5 protein-coding genes are annotated in these 23,774 nt (G+C 69.7%); all 5 read right to left on the bottom strand.

Annotated features, from left to right (window positions below; translation table 11 throughout):
* Positions 1 to 22: 22 nt before the first annotated feature.
* The 5 genes from ACFWBB_RS22315 to ACFWBB_RS22295 all read right to left on the bottom strand — a co-directional run bounded on the left by ACFWBB_RS22315 (position 23) and on the right by ACFWBB_RS22295 (position 23,629).
* Positions 23 to 19,150: a hypothetical protein gene (locus ACFWBB_RS22315; protein WP_385275131.1), complete on the bottom strand. Its 19,128-nt coding sequence runs from the start codon at positions 19,148 to 19,150 to the stop codon at positions 23 to 25.
* Between the two features lie 6 nt (positions 19,151 to 19,156).
* A complete protein-coding gene (locus ACFWBB_RS22310; RefSeq protein WP_385275128.1) occupies positions 19,157 to 19,516 on the bottom strand; it encodes a hypothetical protein in 360 nt (119 codons plus the stop codon).
* Complete coding sequence (locus ACFWBB_RS22305) at positions 19,509 to 19,937, bottom strand: YbaB/EbfC family nucleoid-associated protein (protein WP_385275176.1); 429 nt, start codon at positions 19,935 to 19,937, stop codon at positions 19,509 to 19,511. The genes ACFWBB_RS22310 and ACFWBB_RS22305 overlap by 8 nt, the downstream gene beginning before the upstream one ends.
* An 89-nt stretch (positions 19,938 to 20,026) precedes the next feature.
* Complete coding sequence (locus ACFWBB_RS22300) at positions 20,027 to 23,071, bottom strand: AAWKG family protein (RefSeq protein WP_385275173.1); 3,045 nt, start codon at positions 23,069 to 23,071, stop codon at positions 20,027 to 20,029.
* Positions 23,072 to 23,164: 93 nt separating this feature from the next.
* Positions 23,165 to 23,629, bottom strand: coding sequence for a type VII secretion system-associated protein (locus ACFWBB_RS22295; RefSeq protein WP_385275126.1), 465 nt, complete (start codon positions 23,627 to 23,629; stop codon positions 23,165 to 23,167).
* Positions 23,630 to 23,774: the final 145 nt, after the last annotated feature.

Raw genomic sequence — 23,774 nt, 5'->3', positions numbered from 1 at the left:
GGCCGGGGCGGTGGCCGCGCCGTCAGGCGGAGTCCCCGCGAAGCGCGGCGGCGGGCTCCTGCTGCGGCTGTCCGTCACCCCGGTGGTCCTGTGGCACGGCCTGCGCACCCCGCTCGGCGACGTCTGCGCGAACGTCCTGACGGGGCTTCTCCGGCTGCCCGGCGGTCTGCCCGCGGGTGTGGGCGACCAACCGGTCGAAGTCGGCTCGCACCGCCTCGGTGAAGAGCTCCGGGCTTTCGCTCAGCAGGGCTTGACGGCCCGCCGGGCTGAGTCCGAGTTCCCTCACCGGCAGTTCCAGCTGCAGTTCCAGTTGGGCCCTGACCCCGAGTGAGACCAGTCGCTCGACGTGATCGAGCCGCACCCGGGTGTCCAGCACCAGTGGGGAGTCGAGCAGCACGGCCAGCTCCAGCTCGGCCGCGGTGCGCTCTGCCGAGGGCCTTCCGGCGAGGTCGTCGGCAGCCCCGTCCGGGGCCTGGTGGGGTTGCTCGGGGGCGGGGTCCGCGGGGGGCTCCGCCCACACGAGGCGGGCGCTGGTGTCCTGCGAACGGAAACGCAGCAGCGGCTCACCACCGGCTTGATGGGATTCCACGATCTTCGTGTACACACCCTGACTGAACGGCGATCTGGGGGACAGCCAGTGCATGTGGCCCCCGTGCATGACGCCCATGTCGCGCGCCCGCATCTCGTTGATCACCTGGTCGTGTGATCGCGAGCTCAGCTTCGAACCACCCGGAGTCGAGATCTTGAAGATGTCGTGGTCGCCGGTGATCGGCCGCTCGGTCCCGGCGCTGTCCCGCCCGTGGACAAGGCCGTCCCTGACCACGAAGGCGCCCTCGGCCTCCAGCCTCGCCATGGCCGACGCCAACTCCCGGAACTCGTGCGACCGCTGGTCGTATCGTCCCTGGATACGGTCCCACAGCGCGTCGTCGACATCGGACGAACGCTCGGGCACAGCCGGCTGGAAGTACCCGACCAGGCCGACATCCTCGGGCCTGGCACCGAGACGGACGTCCAACTCGTTGATCGTCTTGGCCTTGATCTCCTTGGGCTTCGGCAAGGCCCCCTCGGACAGCCGGGCGGGTGCCGTGGAGTTCGTGGGCCGGACGTCGATCACCAGGCCGCGCTCCGACGCGAACGCCCGGAACTTGTTGAAGTTGTTCACCGGCATGCCGTACCGCTGCTCCGCCACTTCCGGCGAGACGTCGTCCCCCATGCTCCCGGATCCACTGTCCGGGGCCTGGTGGAGTCGCGCAGGGGCGGTGTCCCGAGGAGACTCCGACACGTTGGTGTCCTCCGGACCCGCTGCACCTTCCGGATCCTCTGTACCTTCCGGACCCTCTGTACCTTCCGGACCCTCCACACCTTCCGGACCCTCCGGGCGGGCCAGCAGGTACTCCCTGCCCCTCCGGTAAAGGATCACGGTGCGCCCGCCCGGCCGGTCGCCGGGAACACGGGTGGCTGCAGTGCCGTCCTCGGCGACGATGGTCACGGCGGTGCGGAAGGCGTCGGCTGCTCGCCGGACGGCGGCCTGCTCGGCCGCGTCGTCCCACACGCCGTCCTCGGCGGAGGTGGGCGGCTGGGCCTGGATGAGCGCGTGTTCCTCGCCGGTGGGTTCCGGCAGGCCGGCGGCCACCGCGGACCAGAAGCCGTTGCCGTCGCCGGTCGGTTCGACGAGTTCGTGTTCGGTGCCGTCCGGCCCGACCAGTGTCGTCAGCCTCCCACCGGTGACGGTGGGGCGCCAGACGCCGGAGTCGGCTGCCCAGGGCGCCCTGCCGAATGCGGGCCGCGGCGGCCGGCCGGTGATCCCCGAAGACCCTTCCGCCGCCTCCACCGCCTCCACCGCCTCGGCCGCCGCAGACGGCACGGACGGCACGGACGGCCCGGGCAGCGGGGGCTGCCGCCGGGCGTCGGCGAACGGCAGGACCAGCCGGTAGTGCCGGTCCTTCAGCTGGAGCACGAGGTGCACGATGTGCTCGTCGGTGACGTTCCCGTCCCGGGAGGTCTCCGGCGCGAAGTCCTGGAACGACCCGTCCTCGCCGACGACGGTGAACCGCGCGTCGAAGGCCCGGGCGGCCAGTGCGGGCAGCAGGTCGGCGGCGCCGTGGTCCCATGCCGTCCCGCCCGCGGTGTCACCGGACCGGTTCAGCTGCGCCCCGGCGAGAGCGGCACGCTGCGCGGGGGACAGCACGGCGTGCAGCGGTATGTGATGAGAACCGTCGAACTCGCGACGCTCCGGTGCGCTCAAGGTCAGCCCGCCGGCCTCCGGCCCGTCATCTTGGAACGTGTCCCTGGTGTCGGGCGAGGTGAATGCCAGCAGGTCGGCCTGATCCTTCAGCTCGTCGGCGAGCAGTTGGCGCAGCCCGCGGACGATCCCCTGCCGGTCCGCCACGTCCACCCGGCTCTCCAGCCTTTCGGGGGCGGTGTGGTGCAGACCTTCGGCGAGGGCGTGGAAGAAGGCGTCGCCGTCGGCGGGGACGTCGTGAACCGTGTAGAGGACGCCCTCGGGCGAGACCAACTGGTCCGGACCGCCGGGGCCCCCTTCCTGCCAGGTGTCGCGGCCGGCCTCCGCTCCGCCGTGCTCCGCCTCCCCGACGGACGTGAGGACCACGGCCGGCGGTTCGGTGAGGCCCTTGCGCCGCTCCGGTTCGCCGTGCGCCGGTGCTTCGGCCGGCAGCCGGTGCCAGCGGGTGAGCCGGTCGGCCGCCGCCCGTACCCGATGGAACTCGATCGCCGCGGCCTCGGCGTGCCGGAGCCGAGGCTTCAGGAGCTCCCGGTCCGGGTTCCCGACCGACTCGCTGTCCGGGTTCGGCTCGGGCGTCTCCTCCTGCACGTCGGCCAGGGCGCGACGCTCGTCCCAGTAGGCACCGTCCGCGTCGGCCCAGGCCTGGGCCGCCTTGTTGACCTGGGTCCAGGCATCCGCGACCCGGGACGGGAAGTTCGCGTCGTGGATCAGGCCCAGTTGCCGGGCCGTGTCCTCGCGGACCACGGCGATGACCTGGCCTCGCGCCTCAACGGCCCGCAGGCGCCTGACGTTGCCGAACACGCCGGAGCGCTCCACGTCGGCGACACCGAGCCAGTCGGTCGGGATCGCGAACACGAAACTGCGGTCGGCCAGCTTGACGTTGAGCTGGGCACCCTCCGCGCCCGCGCGTACGCGACGGTCGGTCTCGGTGGCGTTCGGGCCCGTCCCTGAGGCATACGGGCCGGCCGCGCCGAGATCGCCGGCGGCCAGCAGCGACTGCGCACCGAACGACGAGTCGAAACCGCTCGTACGGGAGACAGCGGTGTCCCCGGCTGTGATGTCCCGTTCAGCGCTCTCCAGGGTGGCGTCCGGGACCACCGCCAGCAGCGTGGCCCGGCTGAGGTCCGGCCTGGAGTGGAGCCGGTACTCGCCGTGTGCGCTGCCCTCCTCGTTCAGTCCGGGGACGACGTAACCCTCGGCGGTTCCGCTCTCCTCGAAGAAGGCGGACAGTGCCGTGTCACTGGTTCCGTCCTCCAGGGCCAGTGCCGAGGCGGTGCCGGGCCGCGTCAGCCCGGTGAGGCGGGCCTCGGTCATGGCTTCCTCCAGCTCGTCGGCGGTCAGCCTGAGCGGATCACCGGTAGTGCGGGCCACGGATGCGCCGTAGGCCTGGGCGACAGCCAGGACACCGGCATTCCTCAGCGTGTCGAGGCCGACGATCCGGCGGGCCTGGAAGCCGCTGGGGGGCGCCCGGAAGGGCTGCTCGGTGCCGTTCGGCAGGCTGGAACGCCAGGCCTCGATATCGACGGGGCCGTCCCACACGCTGACCGTACGAGCGGTATCGGGCACCGTCGGCTCGCCGAGCGGATCGTCGGCCGTCCGGCCGGCGCCGGTGTCCGGGACGGTCATGCTCAGCGGCACGTGCTCGCGCAGGGTGCCCACCGCGCCCTCAACCTCGAACTCCCCGCCGTTTCCGAGGCCGAACGTGAGCTGCAGCCTGTAGGGGGTGTGGTATTCGGCGTGCGGGTCTCTCCCGTAGAAGATCTGTCTCTTCGCGCGTGTACGAGAGCGGCTGGCGGAGGTCAGGGCGGAGCCGGTGATCAGCGCGTCGTACGCCCCCCGGAGGGCTTCGAGATCGCCCGGCTGCGGCTCGGGTGCGGAGGCCGGTCTCCCCCCTCTCTCCGCGACGCTCAGTCCGACCGTTCGAGAGCCGCCCGTGGACCTTGTCTCCGTCTCGGTCACGGTGGCGGTCCGGTAGTCCTCCAGGACGACGCCGTGGTCAAGGCCCTGGAACTCCGGCTCACCGGCGATGAGCTTCACCCGCAGGGAGCCGATGCGGCTCCCGAGTCGGAATCCCAGGAGCAGACGGCCGCCCCGGGTGCGCGCCGCCGCCCCGGTCGAGGTCATCTGCTCACGCAGGGCACGCAGGGCCCTCGGGGTGACCAGGGAGCGCACTCGTTCGCGGTCCGCCTCGTCGACGTCGATGTTCTGTGTCCGCAGCATCCGGTCGAAATCGGCCAGCACCGCGGTGGCGTCCAGTGAGTTGACGGGATACGACCCGATGGGGTGGTCGCGCGACCATGTGGCCCGCTCCCACTTCGCGGACGCGTAGCGGGGCACGGCGCCCAGCCGGTCGTCGACGAGTCCGAGCTCGTGCGCGGCCTTCTCCGACAGGTGCCCCAGATAGCCGGAGGGGAGCATGAGACGCCTCTCGTCCCGGCTGCCTGGGAACAGGGGGGCCAGCGCCCGGCGAAGGAGTCCCTCGCGCACGGAGCCCTCGATGTCGTGCTGGGTGTCACCGGACACCAGGTACTTGTAACCACCGTCGTCACGGTTGACCTCCGAGGCGACCGTGCGGGTCATGCTCGTGGTCTCGATGCTGGAACGGCCCCTGCCGTACCGCAGGCCGACGATGGTGGTGAGTTCGGTCCCGCCCACTTCCCGGACGTCCGCGCCGCCGCCGAACACGGCCCAGCCGAACGTTCTGGCGGTGGTCACCGCTCCCGCCACCCGCAGCTCGCTGCCGACCGCCAGCTCCGTCCCGACCTTGACGGGCCTGGACACCACACGCAGGTTCAGAACCCGCATGCGGTGCACCAGTTCGCCACGCAGGGAGCCTTCGGCGAACAGGATCCGCGAGCCGGCCGCACCCGACGCCTGCTCGAAGCCGGCGGTGAGGGACTGTGACTGGAAGAACCGCACCAGGGCGTCGTGGAAGGCGGCCCCGGTCATGTCGAAGCGATAGGGATCGCGGGACAGCCGCTTCATGAGGTCCTGGGCGGCATCGGCGAGTTCCACGGACGAGCCGACGCTGACCGTCTGATAAGGCCGGCCGCCGAACCCTGCCTGCGCGTCGTTCACCGTCGGTCCCCGGTGCCGAGCCGTGTCCGACACGTGCTCGTCCGGTACGGCCAGCACGACCCGGCCCACGAACGCCGCGCCCTCGGCACCGACGACGAGAGGTGTGGGCGTCTCGGGCCGTGCGCCGAGCCATCCGAACGAGAGGACCCTCGGCGCTGTGCGGTAGCGCGAGAAGCCGACCATCTCAGCGGTCAGCTTCAGTCGGTAACTGTGCAGGTGGGAAGGGCGGGAGCTGGCGGCCAGCGACTCGGACGAGGCGGTGGGCCCGTACTGCGTAGCGCGGCCCCTGGGCCGTCCCCATTTGGGGCCGAACGAGGCGCTGGCGACGTCCGCGACACCCCGCAGAGACACCTCGGCCCCCGCCTCCAGGGTCCGCGTCACGTTCTGCGAGCCGTCGAGGCGTTCCGTGCCGGGCGCGCTGGTCCTCAGCAGGAGGTCGTTCTGGGTCCCGTCGTAGCGTCGCCCGGTCAGCTCGCCGCGGATCAGGATCGAGAGGCTGGGGCGCTTGACGCGGCCGGGCAGGATCTCCAGGGGGATCAACAGCCCTGACGTGGTGAGCGCCTCGAGGTTGCCGGCCATGCTGTGATGGGACAGGGCGTTCAGCACGGTCAGGGTGTTCCGCAACGCCATGCCGTAGTGCTGCGGATCGCGCCAGCGGGGGTCCGTCGGGGCGTCGTCCAGCCGGGCCAGCACGCCGGGGTGGGTGTCGGCGGCGGCCCGGATCACCTTGTCGGTGAAGGTCTGCAGCCATGTCCGCTGCGGGTCCGCGTCAGGTACCGGAACGTCCTGGTCGTAGGTGAACGCCTCGGGCCTGCTCATTCCCAGCACGGCGGGACGGTCTTCGGTCAGGTAGACCGGGGCGGGAGGTTCGTTGCCGTTCCGCATGCGCAGTGTCGTGCCGTCGTCCCAGCCCGCCAGCCGCCGCGCCTCGGTGTGCGTCATCCGGTCCAGACTCCAGGTGCCGAACGAGACGACCTCATCGGTACCGGTAAGGCGCACGTACACGGTCTTGCGGACCCGGTAGAGGACGGTTGGTACGCCCTTGGCCCGGCCGACGTTCTTGCGGCCGCCCGAGCCGCCGAACGTGCTGCTGTGTGTCACGCTGCTTTCGAAGCTGACGGACGGCCCTGCCGTCAGCCGGCCCCCCGGGCCGAAGTCCAAGGCCAGGCCGCCGTTGGCGTTGAGCCCCCAACCGGACGTCCTGGACAGTGCCTGTTCGTTCTTCACCGTCTGCAGGTCGGTGACGCGCATCTCGGTGGCCCGGCTCTCGCTGAGCAGCTCAGCCCTGCCCGGCTCGACCCTCTCCACGACGAACGCCCCCAGCGGCGACCCGTCCTCGCCGAACAACGGGTCCGTGGCGACGTTGCCCCTGTCCAGGCGCCCGGCCATGTGGAGGAAGTTCTCCGAGCTGAAGAACCCGGTGATGTGCTCGTGAGTCTCCCTGCCGGGAACGGCACCGGCCTCGCGCAGCCCTCGCAGAAGCGCGTCCCGCAACGGCCTGACCGGTCCGTAGCCCTCGGTGTGCACCAGCCGGTAGTCGGAACGTGCGTCCAGCGTCATCGTGCGCGGCACCCGGCCCGGTTCGGCAGTCGAGGTCACGCTGGGCGGCAGCTGTACCGCCAGCCCGTTCCACACCGTGAAGGTGAATGCGGCCCGGCCCGTGGTGGAGGACCCGGTCGGCGCGGAGGACGTCATGGCCTCGGGCTCGCCGCTGAGGGAGACCTCGTACAGCAGGTCGTCCAGGTGCAGATGCGGCCTTTCCGCCATCCGCGATTCCGCCTGGCTGAGGGTCTGGTTCTGCATGCCGTACTCGAACGAACGGTTGCCGGCCGCCGTGCCGCCGAGACCGGCTATGCCCAGCGACGACACGAGGGCGGCGCCGGCCGACACCCGCCACTTCGTGCCTCCCGGCCGGACGGCACCTGTGGTGACCTGGCTGCGGTGGAGCACCTCCACCTTGATCTGGTCACCGTTGACATCGGTGAACCGAGCCCAGTTGCCGTGCGGCCGCGTGGTCACCCGCAGCACCCGCACCCGGGGGTTTCCGAAGGCGGGGGACTCGTACCCGTCACCATGGAACCTCTGGGGGGTGTCGCTCAGCGCGCGTCGCAGGTCGGCCAGCGCCTCGTTCAGGCCCGGCGTGCCGGACGGGTCCGCGCCCAGGCGGCCGACGATCTCCCGCACGACCAGGTCGGCGCCGCGCAAGGTGACCTGGCTGTGGCCGTAGGTGCTGCCCCTGGTGTCGCCGGTGACCTGTCCAGGGGTCAGGTAGTCCGGCAGTCGGCTGCCGTCGCTGAAGTACACCGGGCCCGTCGGCGGGGACGGCGGTCGCATCGAGCGGTCGATGCGCGGCGGCCGGTGCACGTCCAGTTCCGACTCGAAGCCGGCGGAGGCGTCCGGGGTGCCGATGCGGCCACCGGCGCCGGAGCGACCGGCCGGGGCCGGCCCCACGGGCAGCCCGCGCACGTGATCCAGGTCGCTTGCCTCCGCGTCCTGGACAGTGGGCGGCCCCACATCGTCCGAGCCGGGGCGTGGCGTGCCCTCCGACGCGCTCTCCTCAGCCGGAGGCCAGGGCGACAGGGAGCCGTCGGCCGGGGGTGTTTGCGGCGTGACCTGCACCGGGTCGAACCGTGCGGAGGGGTCGAACTGCGCAGAGGGGTCGGTCGGCTCGACCACGTCGTCGAGTGAGGTCTCGGTCTCCGTCTGCGGCGTGAGCGAACCGGACTCGGCCGCCGTCCGAAGGGGTGCGGCGTCGCTGCCGCTGTAGTGGTCGCCGTCGCGGAAGAACTCTCGCTGTACGGCGTCGGCGTCGGCGTCATCGTGTGCGGTCCGGTCGCCGGTCTCCTGCGCCGCGAGAGGCGGCAGGGACGCCAGGTCGATCTCGAGCAACCTTGCCAGGTCTTCCATGATGCGGCGCGGCCCGAAGTCACCCTCCGTCTCGGCGAACGTACCGATCTCGTCGGAGATCCGGCCGGCCAGATCCGCGAGAAGCAGCGGAGCCCTCTGCGAGTTCTCCGGGTCGGCGAACAGCGGATGGTAGGGCAGGACCAGAGCTATCTCGTCGTCGAGCATCCCCGTGTACTCGGACTCGTCGAACTTCCGGTTCGTGTGCAGGAAGTGGAGTTCGAGAGTGCTCCGGAGAATCTCGAAGACCTCGGTGACCTGTGCGTCCGCGCCGTCCCGCCGCCGTTCGTCCCCGGGGTTGGTCTCAGGGGTGGCCCCGGGGGTGGTCTCAGGGGTGGCCTGCTTCGTCCGCAGGTAGAGGTCCTCGTAGCCACTCCACTTGGGGTCGGCGACACCGAGCGAGCTCACCGGCGTTTCCGAGAACGGGCCTGCGGCGGAAGACGGAAGCCTGAATCCGCCGATCCAGGTGCCGCCGTCCTGCACCAGCCCGCCGATGGCCTCGGCGACCGCGGCCAGGTCGTGGTTCTTCCAGTCCCGGAACCAGGAGTCCTTGTCCATGACTATGTCGAACCTGGCCCCTGGGTTGTCGGCGATGAACTCGTCGTAGGTCATCGAGTGGTAGCGGATGACGAGTTCCTCCCCCTCGGCGCCCCTGACGGTCAGCCTGGTCACCTTGCCCGGCACCAGCCGGTCGGTCTGCAGGGAATAGCCGCTCTTCATGTACCGGCGGAGGTTGTCCTCCATCACGGCGACCGTGCTCTCGAGGTGCTCCTCGCGGGTCTCGCTGCTGAGCCCGTCCGGGTCCACTCCGACGAAGGTCATGTCGCGGGCGCGGGTGGTGAAGAGGGGGTGCTCGAAGTCGGAGTTGGCGCCGAGGTAGAGCAGGGAGTCGCCCTGTAGCGCGGCCCCGGAGTGGGTGGACCTGTTGAGAGCGACCAGGGTCTCGTACTTGGGCGTCAGCCTCAGGCCGACCGCCCACCGGCCGAGTTCCCTGTCATCCACCCAGGACGGATGCCTGCCGATCCTGTCGGTCACGGCGTCCGACACGGGCCCGTCGCCGAACAGGTACGCGATGGTCCTGTCGCCGACCTGGTGCCGGAGAGCGGTCCGGAGCACGTCCCTTCGATGCTGCGACAGATCGGGGTCGTCGAGAAGGCCGGCGCCGAGGTGTTCCCTTGCTGGCTCCTCGGTGGGCGGGTCCTGGACCACGCCGGTGTCCACGGGCCCGACGAGGTGCGTGGCCGTACCGTCGGCGGTCTCCTCTTCGCGCTCGGCGGCGGGACGGGTCCGGCCGGTGCCGGTCCCGCCCTCGGAGGTCCGGCCGGTGCCGGTCCCGGACCGGCCGTCGGCCTGGGAGTCGGTCCCGCCCTCGGCAGCCGTCACCGTGTTGTCCGTGGGGGCGGCCCGGACCTGGGCCGGCGCCGGCACCGCGGACGGGGGCGCGGGCCGCACGCCGGGCGGTGTCAGGTGGGCGGGAACGAGTCCGGGAATCGTGTAGAGGTCGGTGACCTCTTCGAGCAGGGCCTCTTCTTCCGCCGAGGTGGCGTCCGCCAGGTGCGAGGCGCGCATGATCTCGAACAGCGAGTGGTCCTGGCCGGGGAGCATCCACCCCATCAGCGCCGAGCGGAAGTCGGCGGTACTGGTGCCCTGGACGTTCAGCCACTGGAAGGCCCTGAGCATGCGCAGCGTGGTTCCGGAGACTCCTGCGACCAGTGGCATGCCCTTGCCGACATGCCACTGCTGGTACCAGGGCGACTGCTCATCCAGGTCGAAGTACGCGGTCCCTTCGACCCAACCCAGGGGGAACTCCGGTCCGCGCTCACCGTCGAGCCGCAGATCACCGGCACGCACGTACTCCGCGGCCTTGAGGGCTCGGACGACGGCGAAGACCTTCGTGACCGGGCGGCGCCCCGTGGGGCGAACCCCAGGATCCTGTCCGGCTGCCGCCGCATCGGGCAGGGACGGGCGCTGTACCTCGACCGTGACGACACCGGGCCGCGCCAGGATTTCGGTGATCACGGGATCGCCCGTCTCCGGGTCGAACTCCAAGGTGTCGAGCGGTATTTCCTCGATGTCGAAGCCGGCCAGGGACAGCGGCCGATCGTAGAGCCACTGGAAGGTCCGTTCCCGCTCGCTCAGCGGGACTCCGAGGTAGGTGTAGTCCCGCGCCGACTTCTTCTTCGAGCCGACGGTGCGCAGATCGGCCGGCCGCGCGACGCGTGAACTCTGGCTGTGGACGATCTCCAAGGGATCCTTGGTCGTCCCCCTCGTACTGTGCGCGGCGAGGCTGCCCAGAGCGAAGGGCTCGTCCTCGAGGAACAGACGAGCCTGATCCCGGGTCGCCGGATCGGCGACGACCCGCTCCTCGATGTCCGCACGGGGACCGCCGTGCACGAACGCCGCGTAGGTCTCCAGCGCCGGGCGGTCGAGTCCCAACTGCCCGGCGAGCCGCATCCCGGTGGCAGACCCCGGGCTGTCGCTCCCGGAGCGCGGTTCGGCCAGGACCGACTTGAGGACACTGTTCAGCGAAGGGACGTCGGCGTCCTGTTCGTACAGCGCCTTGTTCCCGGTGGCGTTCATGAAGGCCGTCATGACCTCGCGCACGGATCCGGTGGCCAGCAGCGAGTCGAGCCATGCGGTGCTGGAGGAGCCCGGGGAGAGCCCGACCTGGCCCGCACTGGTCGGATCCGACGTGAAGAACGAGGCGTCGACGATCTCCGCATCGTGCCGGGGGTAGGCGGCGTGCAGCACTTCCCGCAGCCTCACCACAGCCGAACGGGCGGCCTCGAGCGCCGCCGGGTCGGCGTGGTAGTGCGCCCCGAGCTCCTGCTCGAAGGCCGCCCGTGCACGGACTAGCGCCGTGGCGGAATCCTCGGCCGCGAGTCCTTCCGACGCGACGTGGACCGGGGCGGCCTCCGCAGCGACGTCGGCCGGCTCGACCACGTCTTCGTGGTCGTCCCGACGTGACATGAGGTAGTTCACCGCGGGCGCCACATCGGGCGCCGCCTCGTGACCCGGCACCGGGGTCGACCGCAGGTCGATCGCGGCAGCGGCCTCGTGGAGCCCCGCATCCGACCCGTCCGACGGCCTGCCCGAGTCACCTGATGAATCGGCGTCGTCCGACTCCTCCGAATCGGATGACCCCGAATCGGATGACTCTGAATCGGATGAGTCGGATGAGTCGGATGAGTCCGAATCCGACTCATCCGATCGGGCCGATGTGCGCGACCGCTCGTCCTCTTCGAGGGCCGGCGGTGCGGTGTCGTGGACGCCGGCCCGCCACTCGACCTGCCCGGTCTCCGAGTTCCAGGTACCGGTACGGTCTTCGAATCGATCGTAGACGCTGACGACGGCCTGCGGATGGATGGAGCCGGTGAAGGCGACCTCTCGTTCCTCGCCATAGGGATGCTTCCACCCCCATACGAAATGGGCGTCCTCCTCATGTTCCTTGTCTATGGTCGCGTTGACGTCGATGCCGGTGGAGTCGGGGTTGCGGGACGAGTCGATCTGGTAGCGGTAGCCCTTCCTGCCGAACCACAGATCCTGGTCGCGGGTGGTGGAGACGAACGACGCCTCGGGATTCTTCTGCACCCATTCCCGCAGGTAGACGACGTTGTCGGCGTTGTCGGCGTGAAAGCCCTGCTGGAAGACCTCCTCGGGCGGACGGCTCGAGAACCGCCACAGCGTCTCCCCGTCAATGCTCTCCACCACAAACTCGTGCTCCTCCGGGCGCACCATGTCGTAGTTCACCGCGGGCGCCATGTCGTGGTCACCGTCCGGCGCCGCATCCGGCACGCCCTGGGAGGCATCGCCGAAGCTCCGGTGGAGGTAGGGGGTGAGGACGTCGGAGATCTGCTGGAGGTGGTCGGAGGTGAGGACGAAGAACGGCTCTCCGGGACCGTCGGTGAACGGGCCCATCAGACTCGATTCACCCTCGGACAGCACCTGCTGGTCACGCCCACCAGGAGTGAGCAGGACCCGCGGATCGGCCAGGTCGTCGCGGACACCGAAGCCATGGACGAGCTCGTGGACATATGCGGCAGGGTGTACATCCGTGTACCAGGTGTCCTGTCGCATCTGACGGCCTTCGGGCGACCCGCCAAGGAGCTGGACCACGGTGTCCGCGTCGTCCGGGGCGCCCACGAACTCCACACCGACCACGAGCCGGGGGCCGAGCGGCTCGCGGCCGCCGACCTGGTCGGGCTGGAAGGGCGGCAGCCGGTACCCCCGCAGGTTCACCAACATGTCCAGTTCCAGGGAGACGGCGCTACGCAGGGCACTGACCTGCTCCGGAGCGGCATCCCGCACATGGACCCGGCGGGTCAGGCGGACGATTTCCTGCCCGGACATGCCATCGCGGTACCACTCCCAGAAGTACCCGGCCTCGGTCCGCTCACCGGAATGAGCGGGCCGCCACACACGGGGCCGCCCACCGTCCGCGGCCGCCGTGAACTCGAACGCCCCCCGCGGTTGCCCGTCCGGCCCGGGAGCGGAGCCGAACGGAATCCAACGATCGGTGCGCACCTGGCCCGAACCCAGCAACAGAGGAATGTCGATCTCGCCGGACAGCCACTCGACCGTCCCAGTGTTCGGGTTCCAGATACCGGTGCTCTGGGTTTCGCTGTCGTAGACGCTGACGACGGCCCGCGGATCGATCGAGCCGGTGAAGGCGACCTCTTGCTCATGCGCATAGGGGTTCTGGTTCTCCTTCACCCCCTGGGCGGCGACGGTGGCGTTGACGTCCACACCGGTGGGGTCCCCGTTGCGAGACGAGTCGATCACATAGCGGTAGCGCCTGGGCTGCTCGTTCTCGTCTTCGTACGCCAAATCGGGATCACGGGTGGTCGACACGAACTGTGCGTCCGGGTTGTAGTCCAGCCATCTCCACAGATCCACGACGTTATTGGGGTCGTTGGCCGCGAAACCCCGCTGGAAAACCTGCTCCGGCCGAAGATTCGAAAAGCGGAACAGCTTCTCCCCGGCACGGCTTTCCACCACGTGCTCGCGATCCTGCGAGTGCACCATGCCGTAATTCACGGCAGGCCGCACATCGAGGTCGACCTGTCCATCGAGGTCTTCCGGGAGAAGGACCGGATCAGTGTCCGAATCGCGCGAACTGTACGACTCGGATGACTCGGATGACTCGGACGACTTATAGGACCGGTATGACTCATCCGTTTCATCGGACTCATAGGACGCATCGAATCCGTCGGCCTCGTACGGATTCCAGTCCACACTCGACCCGTCGGACTCCGGCGCATGCGGCGACTCGTCCGGCCCATGGTCCCGGGACTGCCTGCGGAGGTGGTCCTGAACAGAGCCCAGCACGTCACCGAACCAGGACCAGGCCGCCCTGCCCCACGACCGGATCGTTTTCCACATGGCCAGGAGAGACTGTCGGAGTCTCTCGCCCCAGGCCGGTTCCACCTCCCCCGACGTATCCGGGCGAGACGCCGGCAAGCTTGCGGGCGGGACGTCGTGGACGCCGTCCCGCCACTCGACCTCCCCTGTATCCGAATTCCACGTACCAGTACGGTCTTCTCTGCCGTCGTAGACGATGACGACGGCCCGCGCATCGATCGAGCCGGTGAAGGCGACTTCTTGCTCCTCGGAAGGGAGGTGCCCGGCACGTGGGCCGAGAGTCGCCTCGACGTCGAGGCCGCTCGGGTCGGAATTGAGGGATGAGTCGATCGTGTAGCGATAGCGCCTCATGCCGTACCACAGTTCGCGATCGCGGGTGGTCGAGACGAATTGCGCGTCGGGATTATTGGACAGCCATCTGAATACCGACACCACTTTGTCGGGGTCGTCGGCGTGGAATCCCTGCTGGAAAACCTCCTCCGGCGGATGATTCGAGAACCGCCACAGCCTCTCCCCGGCGCGGCTTTCCACCACGTGCTCGCGATCCTGCGAGTGCACCATGTCGTAGTTCACCGCAGGCCCCGCATCGGGCGTTGCCCGGTCACCGCCCGGCTCCTGATCCCTCCCGTCAGGGGAGGCGCCGTTCGAAGGATCGACCGGACCCGGGGCCGGCTGCACAGGCGCCTGCGCCGCCACCGCGCCCGTGCCCGTCCCGTTGGGGTCGCTGCCGTCGGCGGTGAGCGAGGTGAACGGGGCCTGGGTGCTGCCGACGCCGTGGTGGAGGTAGGGGGTCAGGACGTCGGCGATCTGCTGGAGATGGTCGGGAGTGAGGACGAACAGTTGCTCCGCCGGAGCGGTGAACGGGCCCATCAGGCTCGATTCACCCTCGGACAGCACCTGCTGGTCGCGCCCGCCAGGAGTGAGCAGGACCCGCGGATCGGCCAGGTCGTCACGGACACCGAAACCATGGACGAGCTCGTGAACATGGGCGGCAGGATCCACGCCGGTGAACCAGGTGTTCTGACGCATTCGCCCCGGGCCGGGCAGACCGTCGACGACCTCGACCACGGTGTGCGCGTGCTCCGGCGAATCAACGAACTCCACAGCGACCCGCAGCCGGGGACCTGGCAGTCGGGGGCCGGTGACCTGATCGGACTGGAAGGCCGGCAGCCGGTACCCCCGCCGGTTCACCAACTGCTCCAAGCTCTGGGACATCCTGTGCCGCAGAGCAGCGACCTGGACCGGATCCACGTCCCGCGCATCCAGGTGGACCCGACGGGTCAGGCTGACGGTCTGCTGACCCGGCATGCCGCCGTCGTGCCACTGCCAGACGTAGCCGACCTCCGTCCGCTCACCAGAAGGTGTCCGCTCACCGGAAACCGGATCCGCCGTCATCCGCTCCACAAGCGGCCGCGCACCGTTCCCGGGAGCAGTGAACACGAACGCCTCCGGCCGCCGTTCCCCGGCCGGCCCTCGCGCATCAGGAGCGGAACCAAAGGGGATCCAACGATCGGTATGCACCTGACCCGAACCCGACAGCGCGCCCTGGGCCACCGCGGTGACCCCGCTGTCCGCACCGCTCCCCACGGACTCGGTCACAGGCCGCGCACCTGGTGACGTCAGATCGTCACTCTCCTCCTCGGAGCCCGCTGCGGTCGGTTCGGGCGCCACCTGGTCGCCCAGTACGCCAGGGCCGTCGAACGCCGCGAAGTCGCCCGCCGCGTTCCCTGACGCAGCGGCAGGTACGCCCGTGGCAGCCAACCCGTAGGTCACCGCGGGCGGCGCGTCGGGCCCCTCCTGCCCAAAGCCCGGCGTCCCGTCCGGCAGGCCCGGGAAGGCACCGTCGGCTCCGAGCGCTTCGGTCTCCGTGTACGGCACCCGAAACTGCAACTCACCGTCGTACCAGACCATCTGACGGGTGTCCGCATCCCAGAAACCGGTGCGGTTGCCGTGCCGGTCGTAGACGCTGACGACGGCCTCCGGGTCTATCCGGCCGGTGAACGCGACCTCCTCTTCCTCGGCGAAATCGTTCTCCCAGTCCTCGGGGAGGACGTCATCAAGAACATGTGCCTCCAGTTGACGGGCGATGGTGGCCGCCACGTCGACACCGGTGGCTTCGCGGTTGAGCACGGGCAGGATCTCGTAGCGGTATCGTGCGAAACCGTGCCAGAGGGTGAAAAAACGGGTGGTCGAGATGAACTGCGCATCGGGATTGTCCGCCGCCCACCTCCACAGCGGCACCCTGGTCCGGTCGTCGTCGGCGTGGAAGCCCTCCTGGAAGATCTCCTCCGGCTGCCTGTTCGAGAATCGCCACAACTGCTCACCGCCGCGGCTTTCCACCAGGAACAACAGGTCCGTCGGGTCGACCATGCCTAGATTCACCGCGGGTGACACATCGGCTGTGGCCTGGTCGAGGCCCGGCGTCCCCTCCGCAGCGCCCGACGGCTGGACCGGATCCGTGGCGGATGCGGGAGTCGCCTGCGCGGGGGTGCTGCCGATGGTGTGGTGATGGAGATAGGGGGTGAGGACGTCGGCGATCTGCTGGAGGTGGTCGGCGGTGAGGACGAAACTCGGCTCCCCGGGGCCGTCGAAGGGGCCCATCAGGCTGGAGTCGCCCTCGGAAACCACCTGTTGGCCACGCCCACCCGGCGTGAGCAGAACACGCGGGCCGGCCTCGTCGTCACGGACACCCAGGCCATGGACGATCTCATGGACGTACGCGGCGCCATGAACGTCGGTGAACCACCTGTTCTGCACCATCTGCCGACCGCTGGGCTCGCCGCTACGGACCTGGACGACGGTGTGGGCACGGTCCGGGGAGTCGACGAATTCCACGCCGACCCGAAGCAGAGGGCCGGACAGCCGACGGCCGTCGATCTGGTCGTGCAGGACGGGGAGCCGGTAGCCGGCCTCGTTGACGAGGCGGTCCATGGCCGTGGAGAGCTTGTCCCGTACAGCATCGAGTTCCGTATCGGTCACACCGCCCTGAGGGACCAGATGGACGCGGCGTGTGAGTCGGATGGTGTCCTGGTCGGGTGTGGCACCGAGGTGTCGGGCCCAGGCGTAACCCATGTCGGTGCGCTCCCCGGAGCCCATGGGCCGACTCACCTCGGGGCGCGTGCCGCCCTGCGCAACGGCGAACTCGAACGCCTCGGGGCCACCGTCCGACCGACCGCGACCGGCACCGAACGGGATCCAGCGATCGGTACTGACCTCACCCGAACCCCAGAGCGACGTGGCGGGGTCGGCCGGCTCAACGATGGCGCGGTCGCCGTGAGCGTCCAGGCGCGCCGGCTCCGCCGCCTCGTTCGCCACGAGCCGATCTGCTCCGCTGTCGGGCTCGGACACGGTGGGGATCCGGCCGGCGGAGTCCGGCGACTGGTTCGCGGTCCGCCCGGGCTCCGAGACCGGCCCGGCAGCCTGACCTTGGACGGTTCGGACGGCCACAGCCTGGTCCGCCTGGGTTTCGGCAGGGGCGGAGCCCGAGTGGGGGCCCTGGGCCGGGATCGCGGTATCCCCGTCCGCTGTCCGGGTCGCACTGTCCCCGTCCACTGTCCGAATGGGCTCGGCGGGCCGCTGTTGCGCTGCCACCTCGTCGTTCTTCGGACGGCCCTCGTCGTCCGCCGGACCGTCAGAAGCCGTCCGGCCGGGCCGCGCGGTGCCGGACGCGGGCGCGGCGGAGGCGGACGCGGCGGAGGCGGGTGCGGGCGTGGCGGAGGCGGGTGCGGCGGAGGCGGGTGCGGCGGAGGCGGGTGCGGCGGAGGCGGGTGCGGGCGTGGCGGAGGCGGGTGCGGGCGTGGCGGAGGCGGGTGCGGCGGAGGCGGGTGCGGGCGCGGCGGAGGCGGGTGCGGACGCGGGCGCGACGGACGCGGGTGCGGCGGAGGCGGGTGCGGGTGTGGGCGCGACGGAGGCGGGCGCGACGGACGCGGCCGGGCTCGGGGAAGCCGCGTCGGTCTGTGGGGTGGAGGCGTGGACGGGCCGGACAGGGGCGGCCTCGACGGGCGGCGCCTGGGTCACACCGGCTGCTTCGGTGGTCCCAGTGGTCCCAGTGGTCCCGGCGGCCCTTGGGAGAACCTCTTCGGCGGCGTTGTCGCTGCCTTCGGCGGCGTACCGGGGGCGGCCGGTGCCGGTGTCCGGCGAACTGCTCACCGTGGGCAGCCGTGCGGGCGTCTGCGCCGAGGAGGACTCGTCGGATACGGCGTTCGCCCCGTCCGCGTCGGACGGCGGCAGGCCGGCACCGGGCGTAGTGGTCCCCGGGGTCGGGGGCCGCGCAACGTCGGTGCTCTGGGCGCCGGCCCGGCTGTCGTCCGAGGCCGGGACCGCGGTGTCCGGGGTCCCGTGGTCGCGGCCGGCCCGGGATCCGGCTTCGGAACGCGCCGTGTCCGAGGCGCCCACCGTGATGGCCGGAGTCGGCGATGCCGGGTCGGGCCCGCCGACGCCGCCACTCACGGCGGCACCCCGCGCGCGGGGGTTGTCGACGTCCTCCTCGGTGCCGTCCGCGTCCGGTCCTGCTTGCTGGTGGCCGGCCGTGGCAGGTGTGGGAGTGAAGACGAAACCGTTGATCGCCTCTCCCGTGCTCCGCGCGCCATCGGTGAGCACCATCGTCGACTTGCTGCTGATGCCCGCCCCGAGGAAGGTGTCCCAGGTCGTCGACCAGTGGCCGGTGGTGAGTCCACCGCCCACGATCTCCGCCATCGCCTCCGAGCCGCCTCCCGCGATCATGAGGTTGACATCGCGGGGCGCCTGACGGAGGAAGCCCTTCGACGGGACCACGTCGGTGGCGGCCAGGGGCGTGTGGTTGCCGACCTTGGAGGTGACGTCGCCGACGACGTCCTTGGCCAACGGGCTGTGCTTGACGTCCTGCTTGAAGGCGTTGATGAACGTGCCGCCGCCGCCGGCGAAAAGACCGAAGAAGGCACCGGCGAAGGCACCGAACACGGCCTCCTGCCCGACCGCCTTCCAGTCGATCCCCTCGGGGCTGAACTCGCCCGACGTGAAAGCGATCATGCCCAGCCGGACCGCGAACGCCTGGAACGCCTCCTCGAACGCCTCGGTCGCGATCGGCAGCAGATGCGTTCTTTTGACCAGCGTGTCCAGGACGGTCAGCACCACGACACGGCTGCGTGCCTTGGCGACCGCGACCCTGTGCGCGCTCGCGCCGGAACTGAAGATCGACAACGCCAGGATGACGGCCAGCTCGGCCAGCAGCCGGATCGCCTCGGCGATGATCTGCCACTTGGACTCGATGACATTCCACGATGTCTTCAGCCGCCCGTCGGCGATGTCGTCGACCTGCCGGGCGAACTGCCTGAGATAGCCGGTGCCGCCGTCGTTGACGAACATGCCCATGGCGCGCCGGTAATCGTTCCCCACCTGTGGCGGCAGGGCCTTGCTCGCACTGACGACCGAGTCATCGATGACGTCGGACAGGTCCCTGAGGTCCTGGGCCAAGCGCCTGTACGGCCCATGGCTCCTGTGAGCCAGGTCCTCGTCCGCCTGTATCAGCTTCTCGCCGATGAGGACGAACAACAGGCCGTTCAGCTGCTTCGATGCCTTGATCGTCATGACGGGTCAGCGCCTGCCGCTGTTGCTGCTGCTGCTGCTGGAGCCTGCCTGCTGCTGGATGGCATCCGTGTTCGAGGCCTGTGTGGTCAGGATGCTCGTCGCGTTGTCGGTGGTGCCCGTCGAGATGGCCACGATCGCCTTCACGACCGCCCCCGTGGTTTCGGTGGTCGTCTCGCGCTCCCGCACCTCATTCGGGCGAACCGACTTGGCGAAGGTGTCGTTCTCACCCTCCCAGCCGTCGGTGTCACCCAAGCTGCCGAGAAAGTTCTGCAGCATCTTCTGCGCCAGATCGCTGACCTGGCCGATCTGCTGGGAGGCGGCCTGGAGCCGGGCCGGATCCGCGAAGTAGGCGTTGGCGTCAGACATGGTGATCCTCGTCCTCCGTGTCCTCGTTGATCTCGTCGCGCAGCCGGTTACGGGCACTGCGCCCCGGTGCGGTCCGCGGATCCTCCAGGACGGCGGGACCGAAGATGTCGGCCCAGTCGATGTCCACTCCCGTCAGCTCGGACACCCCCGTGCTCGGCCGGGTGAAGGGCTCGAACGTCTCCATCACATGCCGGGACATCTGCGTCCGGGCGCGCTCCGCCGCCTCCAGCACGCAGGCCGCGAGCTCACCGGCCGCCATGGTGCGGTACTTGCCGTCCAGGAACCTGAGAGCGGTCAGCTCGCCCTGAGGGCCGACGGTGACCTCCACCGCCCGGTCCCTGGACCGTACGGTGAACGAGGCCCGCCGCAGCTCCGTCTCCGCCTTGGCCACCGCCGCCTGGACCGTCTCCAGCTCGGCCATCGCCTCGGCCAGCCTCTGTTCCACCGATGCCGTCGGAGCGACCGGTTCCGCGGGCCCGGCCGTCCCGCTGTCCTTGCCGTTGCCGCCGGTCATCGTCCGATCACCGCCGGAGCTCCTCCCTCGTCCGTACCCCAGACGTCCTCGTCCTCCGGGACCCAGCCGGACCGCTCACGGTCGCCGCTCTGGGTGGACTGGCCGCCCTGAGCGCCTTGGCCGCCCATCGGCGCATAGGGTGAGGAACCGGCGGTGGGCACCCCGCCCCGGGTGAAGACCACGTCCTCTTCCTCCTCGTCGGCCGCCCCCGCGGCACGCGACCGAGACTTCGGCCTGCGCAGGGTCGCGCCGTCACTCTCGCTCAGCACATTGCGGACCCGCTCGGAATTCGACTGTCCTGAGCCGCTTCCGCCCATGCCACCCATGCCACCCATGGCACCCATGCCGCCCATGCCACCCATGCCGTTGAAGGCTCCGGGGTTCAGGGGTACACCGCCGCTCTGCGCGTGTGCCGCGGCGTCGGTTGCGCCGGTCGTCGGTGCGCCGAGCGCGCCGCCGGTGTAAGGGGTGCCGTCGTACTCCTCGTACGGCGTGCTGTCGGCGCCGCCCGCGCCACCGGCGGAGTCGAGCAGGGACGACCCGAACACACCTGACTGCGAGGAGGAGCCGCCCGACAGACTGGCGAGGTCCGTCAAGGACGTGGTGAGCGAACCGCTGCCGCCCGAACCGCCCCCACTCGCGGTGGTGACTACCGACCCCTCGGAGTTGAGCTGGGTGGTGCTGCCGTCGTCCGTGGTGACCGTGTCCGCCGACGGGGAGAGCTGGGTGGTGGTGACCGAGCCGTCCGGCTTCGTGGTCGTCACCGTGCCGTTGGGGTCGACGGACTGGACGGTGCCGTCCGGGAACTTCGTGGTGAGTGTTCCGTCGGAGTTCAGGGCCGTCGTACTGCCGTCCGGATTGGTGTACGACAGGCCGGAGTTGAGGCTCCCGGTACTTGTCGTCCCGTCCGGCGAGGTGGTGGTGACTTTGCCGGTGTCGGGGTTGTACGTCTCCGTGCTGCCGTCGGAGTTCGTGGTGGTCAGCGACCCGTCGGAGTTGAGCCGGGTGGTGCTGCCGTCGGCATTGGTGACCGTGTCCGCCGACGGGGTGATCTGCGTGGTGGTGACCGAGCCGTCGGGCTGTGTGGTCGTCGCCTTGCCGGTCGACGGATCGACCACCGTGCTGGTCCCGTCCGGGTACGTCGTGGTGAGCGTCCCGTCCGGGTTGAGAGTCGTCGTGCTGCCGTCCGCGTGGGTGACCGCGGCACCCGGTGTGAGCTTCTCGCCGCTCGTCCTGCCGTCCGCGGATGTCGTGGTCAGCATGCCGGTGGCCGGGTTGAGCACGCTCAGGCTGCCGTCCGGGTATGTGGTGGTCAGCGACCCGTCGGAGTTGAGCTTGGTGGTGCTGCCGTCCGAGTTCGTCAGACTGCTGACCTTGCCCTCCGAAGCGGCGCTCTGGCCGCTGTCGGTGGTGTTGAGGCCGCTGTCGGTGGTGCCGAAGCCGCTGTCGGTGGTGTTGAGGCCGGTGTCGGTGGTGCCGAAGCCGCTGTCTGTGGTGTTGAGACCGGTGTCGGTGGCCGGGCTGCCCTCGAGACCGGTCTGCGTGGTGGGGCTTCCGTTGAGGCTGGTGTCCGTGGTGGTGTCGGTGCCGGCGGTGCGCGGGCCGTCGTCGAGGCTGGTGTCCGTGCTCACGCCGGTGTCCGGCTCGGTGCCGAAGTCGCTCAGAGCGGAGTTGAGACTCTTGAGGCTGCCGCCCATCCCGGTGTTCAGGTCGGCGAGACTGCCACTGATCCCGTTGACGGCCTTGGCGAGATCCTGGTTGGTCTCGTCGAGCTTCTTCTGGCTGAGCTCGGTCTGCTCCTGCTGAAAGGCCTCGGACAGGGTGCTGGTCTTCTTGGTCTCCAGCGGCTCCTCGAAGGCCGTCGCGACGTTGAGCCATTGGTTGTTGAGACCGGACAGCGCCGTTGTGCCCGTCGGTGTGAGAAAGCGCTCGACCTGCCTGTTCCACTTCGCGACGGCCGCCTCACCGACCTTCTTCCAGGCCGCGTCCGTGGCGAGGTCCCCGTATTCGGGATGGTGCTGCCGGAAGGCAGCGGTGGTGTGGTGGACGATCGTGAGCTTCGGGGCGGTCGTCCGGGTCCTGTTGACCTGCGTGATGTTGTTGTCGACCACCCACTTCCACAGGTCGTTCAGCACATCCAGCACGGCACGGTGCGGGTCGTGCTCTCGCGAGGATTCCCAGGTGCTCCACGCCTTCCGCAGTCCGGTGGCCTGGTCGACCAGATTCCTCTGGGCCTGGGCCACCGCATCGCCGATCTCGGAGCTGGGCAGGTAGCCGTCGATCGTCTTGTGTGCGGCCTTGTAGTCCTTGCCTCCGAGCTGGTCCACGTAGTTCTCGTAGTTCTCGTACATCTGGTGGATCAGATTCTGGAAGACCCCGGCCGCCTGTCCCTTCCACGAGGCCTGCTCCTCGCCCAGGGACTTGTCCCACTGCTCCAGCGTGTTGGCCTGGTCGGCGAAGAACTTCTTCGCCCGGTCGAACGCGCGGGCCGTACGGGTGAACGACGTGAGGTCGACGGCGTTGAGGTCGGACACGCTCTGCCCGCTGAAGGAGAACCCCTTGGTGCTGTGGTCCGTGAGCAACGCGTCGAGCGCCGCCCTGCCGCCGAAGATGTACCGCGACATCGGCGTGGTGTCCCAGTCATTTTTGACCTTCGCCTCCTTCACGCTGCTGTTGAACGTGCTTCCGACCATCACCTCCCCCGGCTCGAAGAGCGTCGCCCGGCCGTTCTCGTCGGTGAACACTCCGATGAGCACGACCCTCACCTGCTTCATCCGCACGCCACCGTGCGCGCCGTCCCCGCCTTTGGATGTGTAGAACACGAGGTCGTAGTCCTCGCCCTTGCGCACGTTGCGGCCCGTGAGGGCCGCGTAGTCCGCGGGCTGTACCGGCCTCACCGCCTGGTCGTGGATGCCATGGCGGAAGAGGGGGACGCCCTCCTTGCTCTTGAGGTCGTTGAAGAGCGTCTTCCGGCTGGGCATGGTGTATCCGGTGAAGAGGGTCACGGCCTTGGCCCAGTAGTCATCGGCGTCGGCCTGCATGTCAGCCACAGCGGTGCGCTCCACAGGGTAGGAAGGAGAGAGGCAGAGCGGGCCTCGTGCCGGTGGGGCCCAGGCACAGGCCCAAGTCCAGTTCTAGGTCTGTGACTTGGAATTGCCCGATCCACCCGTGCCGCCCAGGTCGCTGTCGACGTCGGAGAAGATGTCGAGCAGCTTCTGTCCTCCGATGGAAGCCAGACTCTCGTCCTGGTTCTTCAGCAGCTTCTTCACGGTCGTCCGGAGGTCGCGGTCGATGTCCTCGAACAGGGTCTGCTGGGCCTTGAGGACGGCGTCGATCGCGGTGGCCCCGGCGGTCACCCGGTCGATCAGGGTCTTGCCACCCTGCAGGGAGCTGTCGCCGGCGCTCATGAGGCCAATGGCGAGGAACTGGTTCTCCTGCATGGTGTCGGCGGTGGTGTAACCCTCGACGAGGCTCTTGAGAGCCCGTACGCCGTTGGTGTCGTCCTTGCGGACGGCCTCCAGATTCGCGCTGAAACCGGCCACGTCGTTGTCGATGAAACGCTGCAGCCCCAGGGCGTTCAACTGCGTCAGATCGGCCACGGTCTGTCTCCTGATCTGCGTGGGCAGTGCCGGCCCCGGGGCCGACCCCGCACCGCCGGACCACACGGCGGGCGGGGGGGCAGCGGGCCATGGTGTCATGCCCCCCCAAAAGGGACACGGGGTTGATGCGGTTATAGTATTTTAC

The organism is Streptomyces sp. NPDC060000, from assembly GCF_042737375.1.
Classification (GTDB): domain Bacteria; phylum Actinomycetota; class Actinomycetes; order Streptomycetales; family Streptomycetaceae; genus Streptomyces.
This window is presented reverse-complemented; position numbering and strand designations above follow the sequence as displayed.

Bases quoted from the DNA above. Each gene is read 5' to 3' on its own strand.
- ACFWBB_RS22315 (WP_385275131.1), bottom strand. From the start codon at position 19,150: ATGACGATCAAGGCATCGAAGCAGCTGAACGGCCTGTTGTTCGTCCTC.
- ACFWBB_RS22300 (WP_385275173.1), bottom strand. From the start codon at position 23,071: ATGCAGGCCGACGCCGATGACTACTGGGCCAAGGCCGTGACCCTCTTC.
- ACFWBB_RS22310 (WP_385275128.1), bottom strand. From the start codon at position 19,516: ATGTCTGACGCCAACGCCTACTTCGCGGATCCGGCCCGGCTCCAGGCC.
- ACFWBB_RS22305 (WP_385275176.1), bottom strand. From the start codon at position 19,937: ATGGCCGAGCTGGAGACGGTCCAGGCGGCGGTGGCCAAGGCGGAGACG.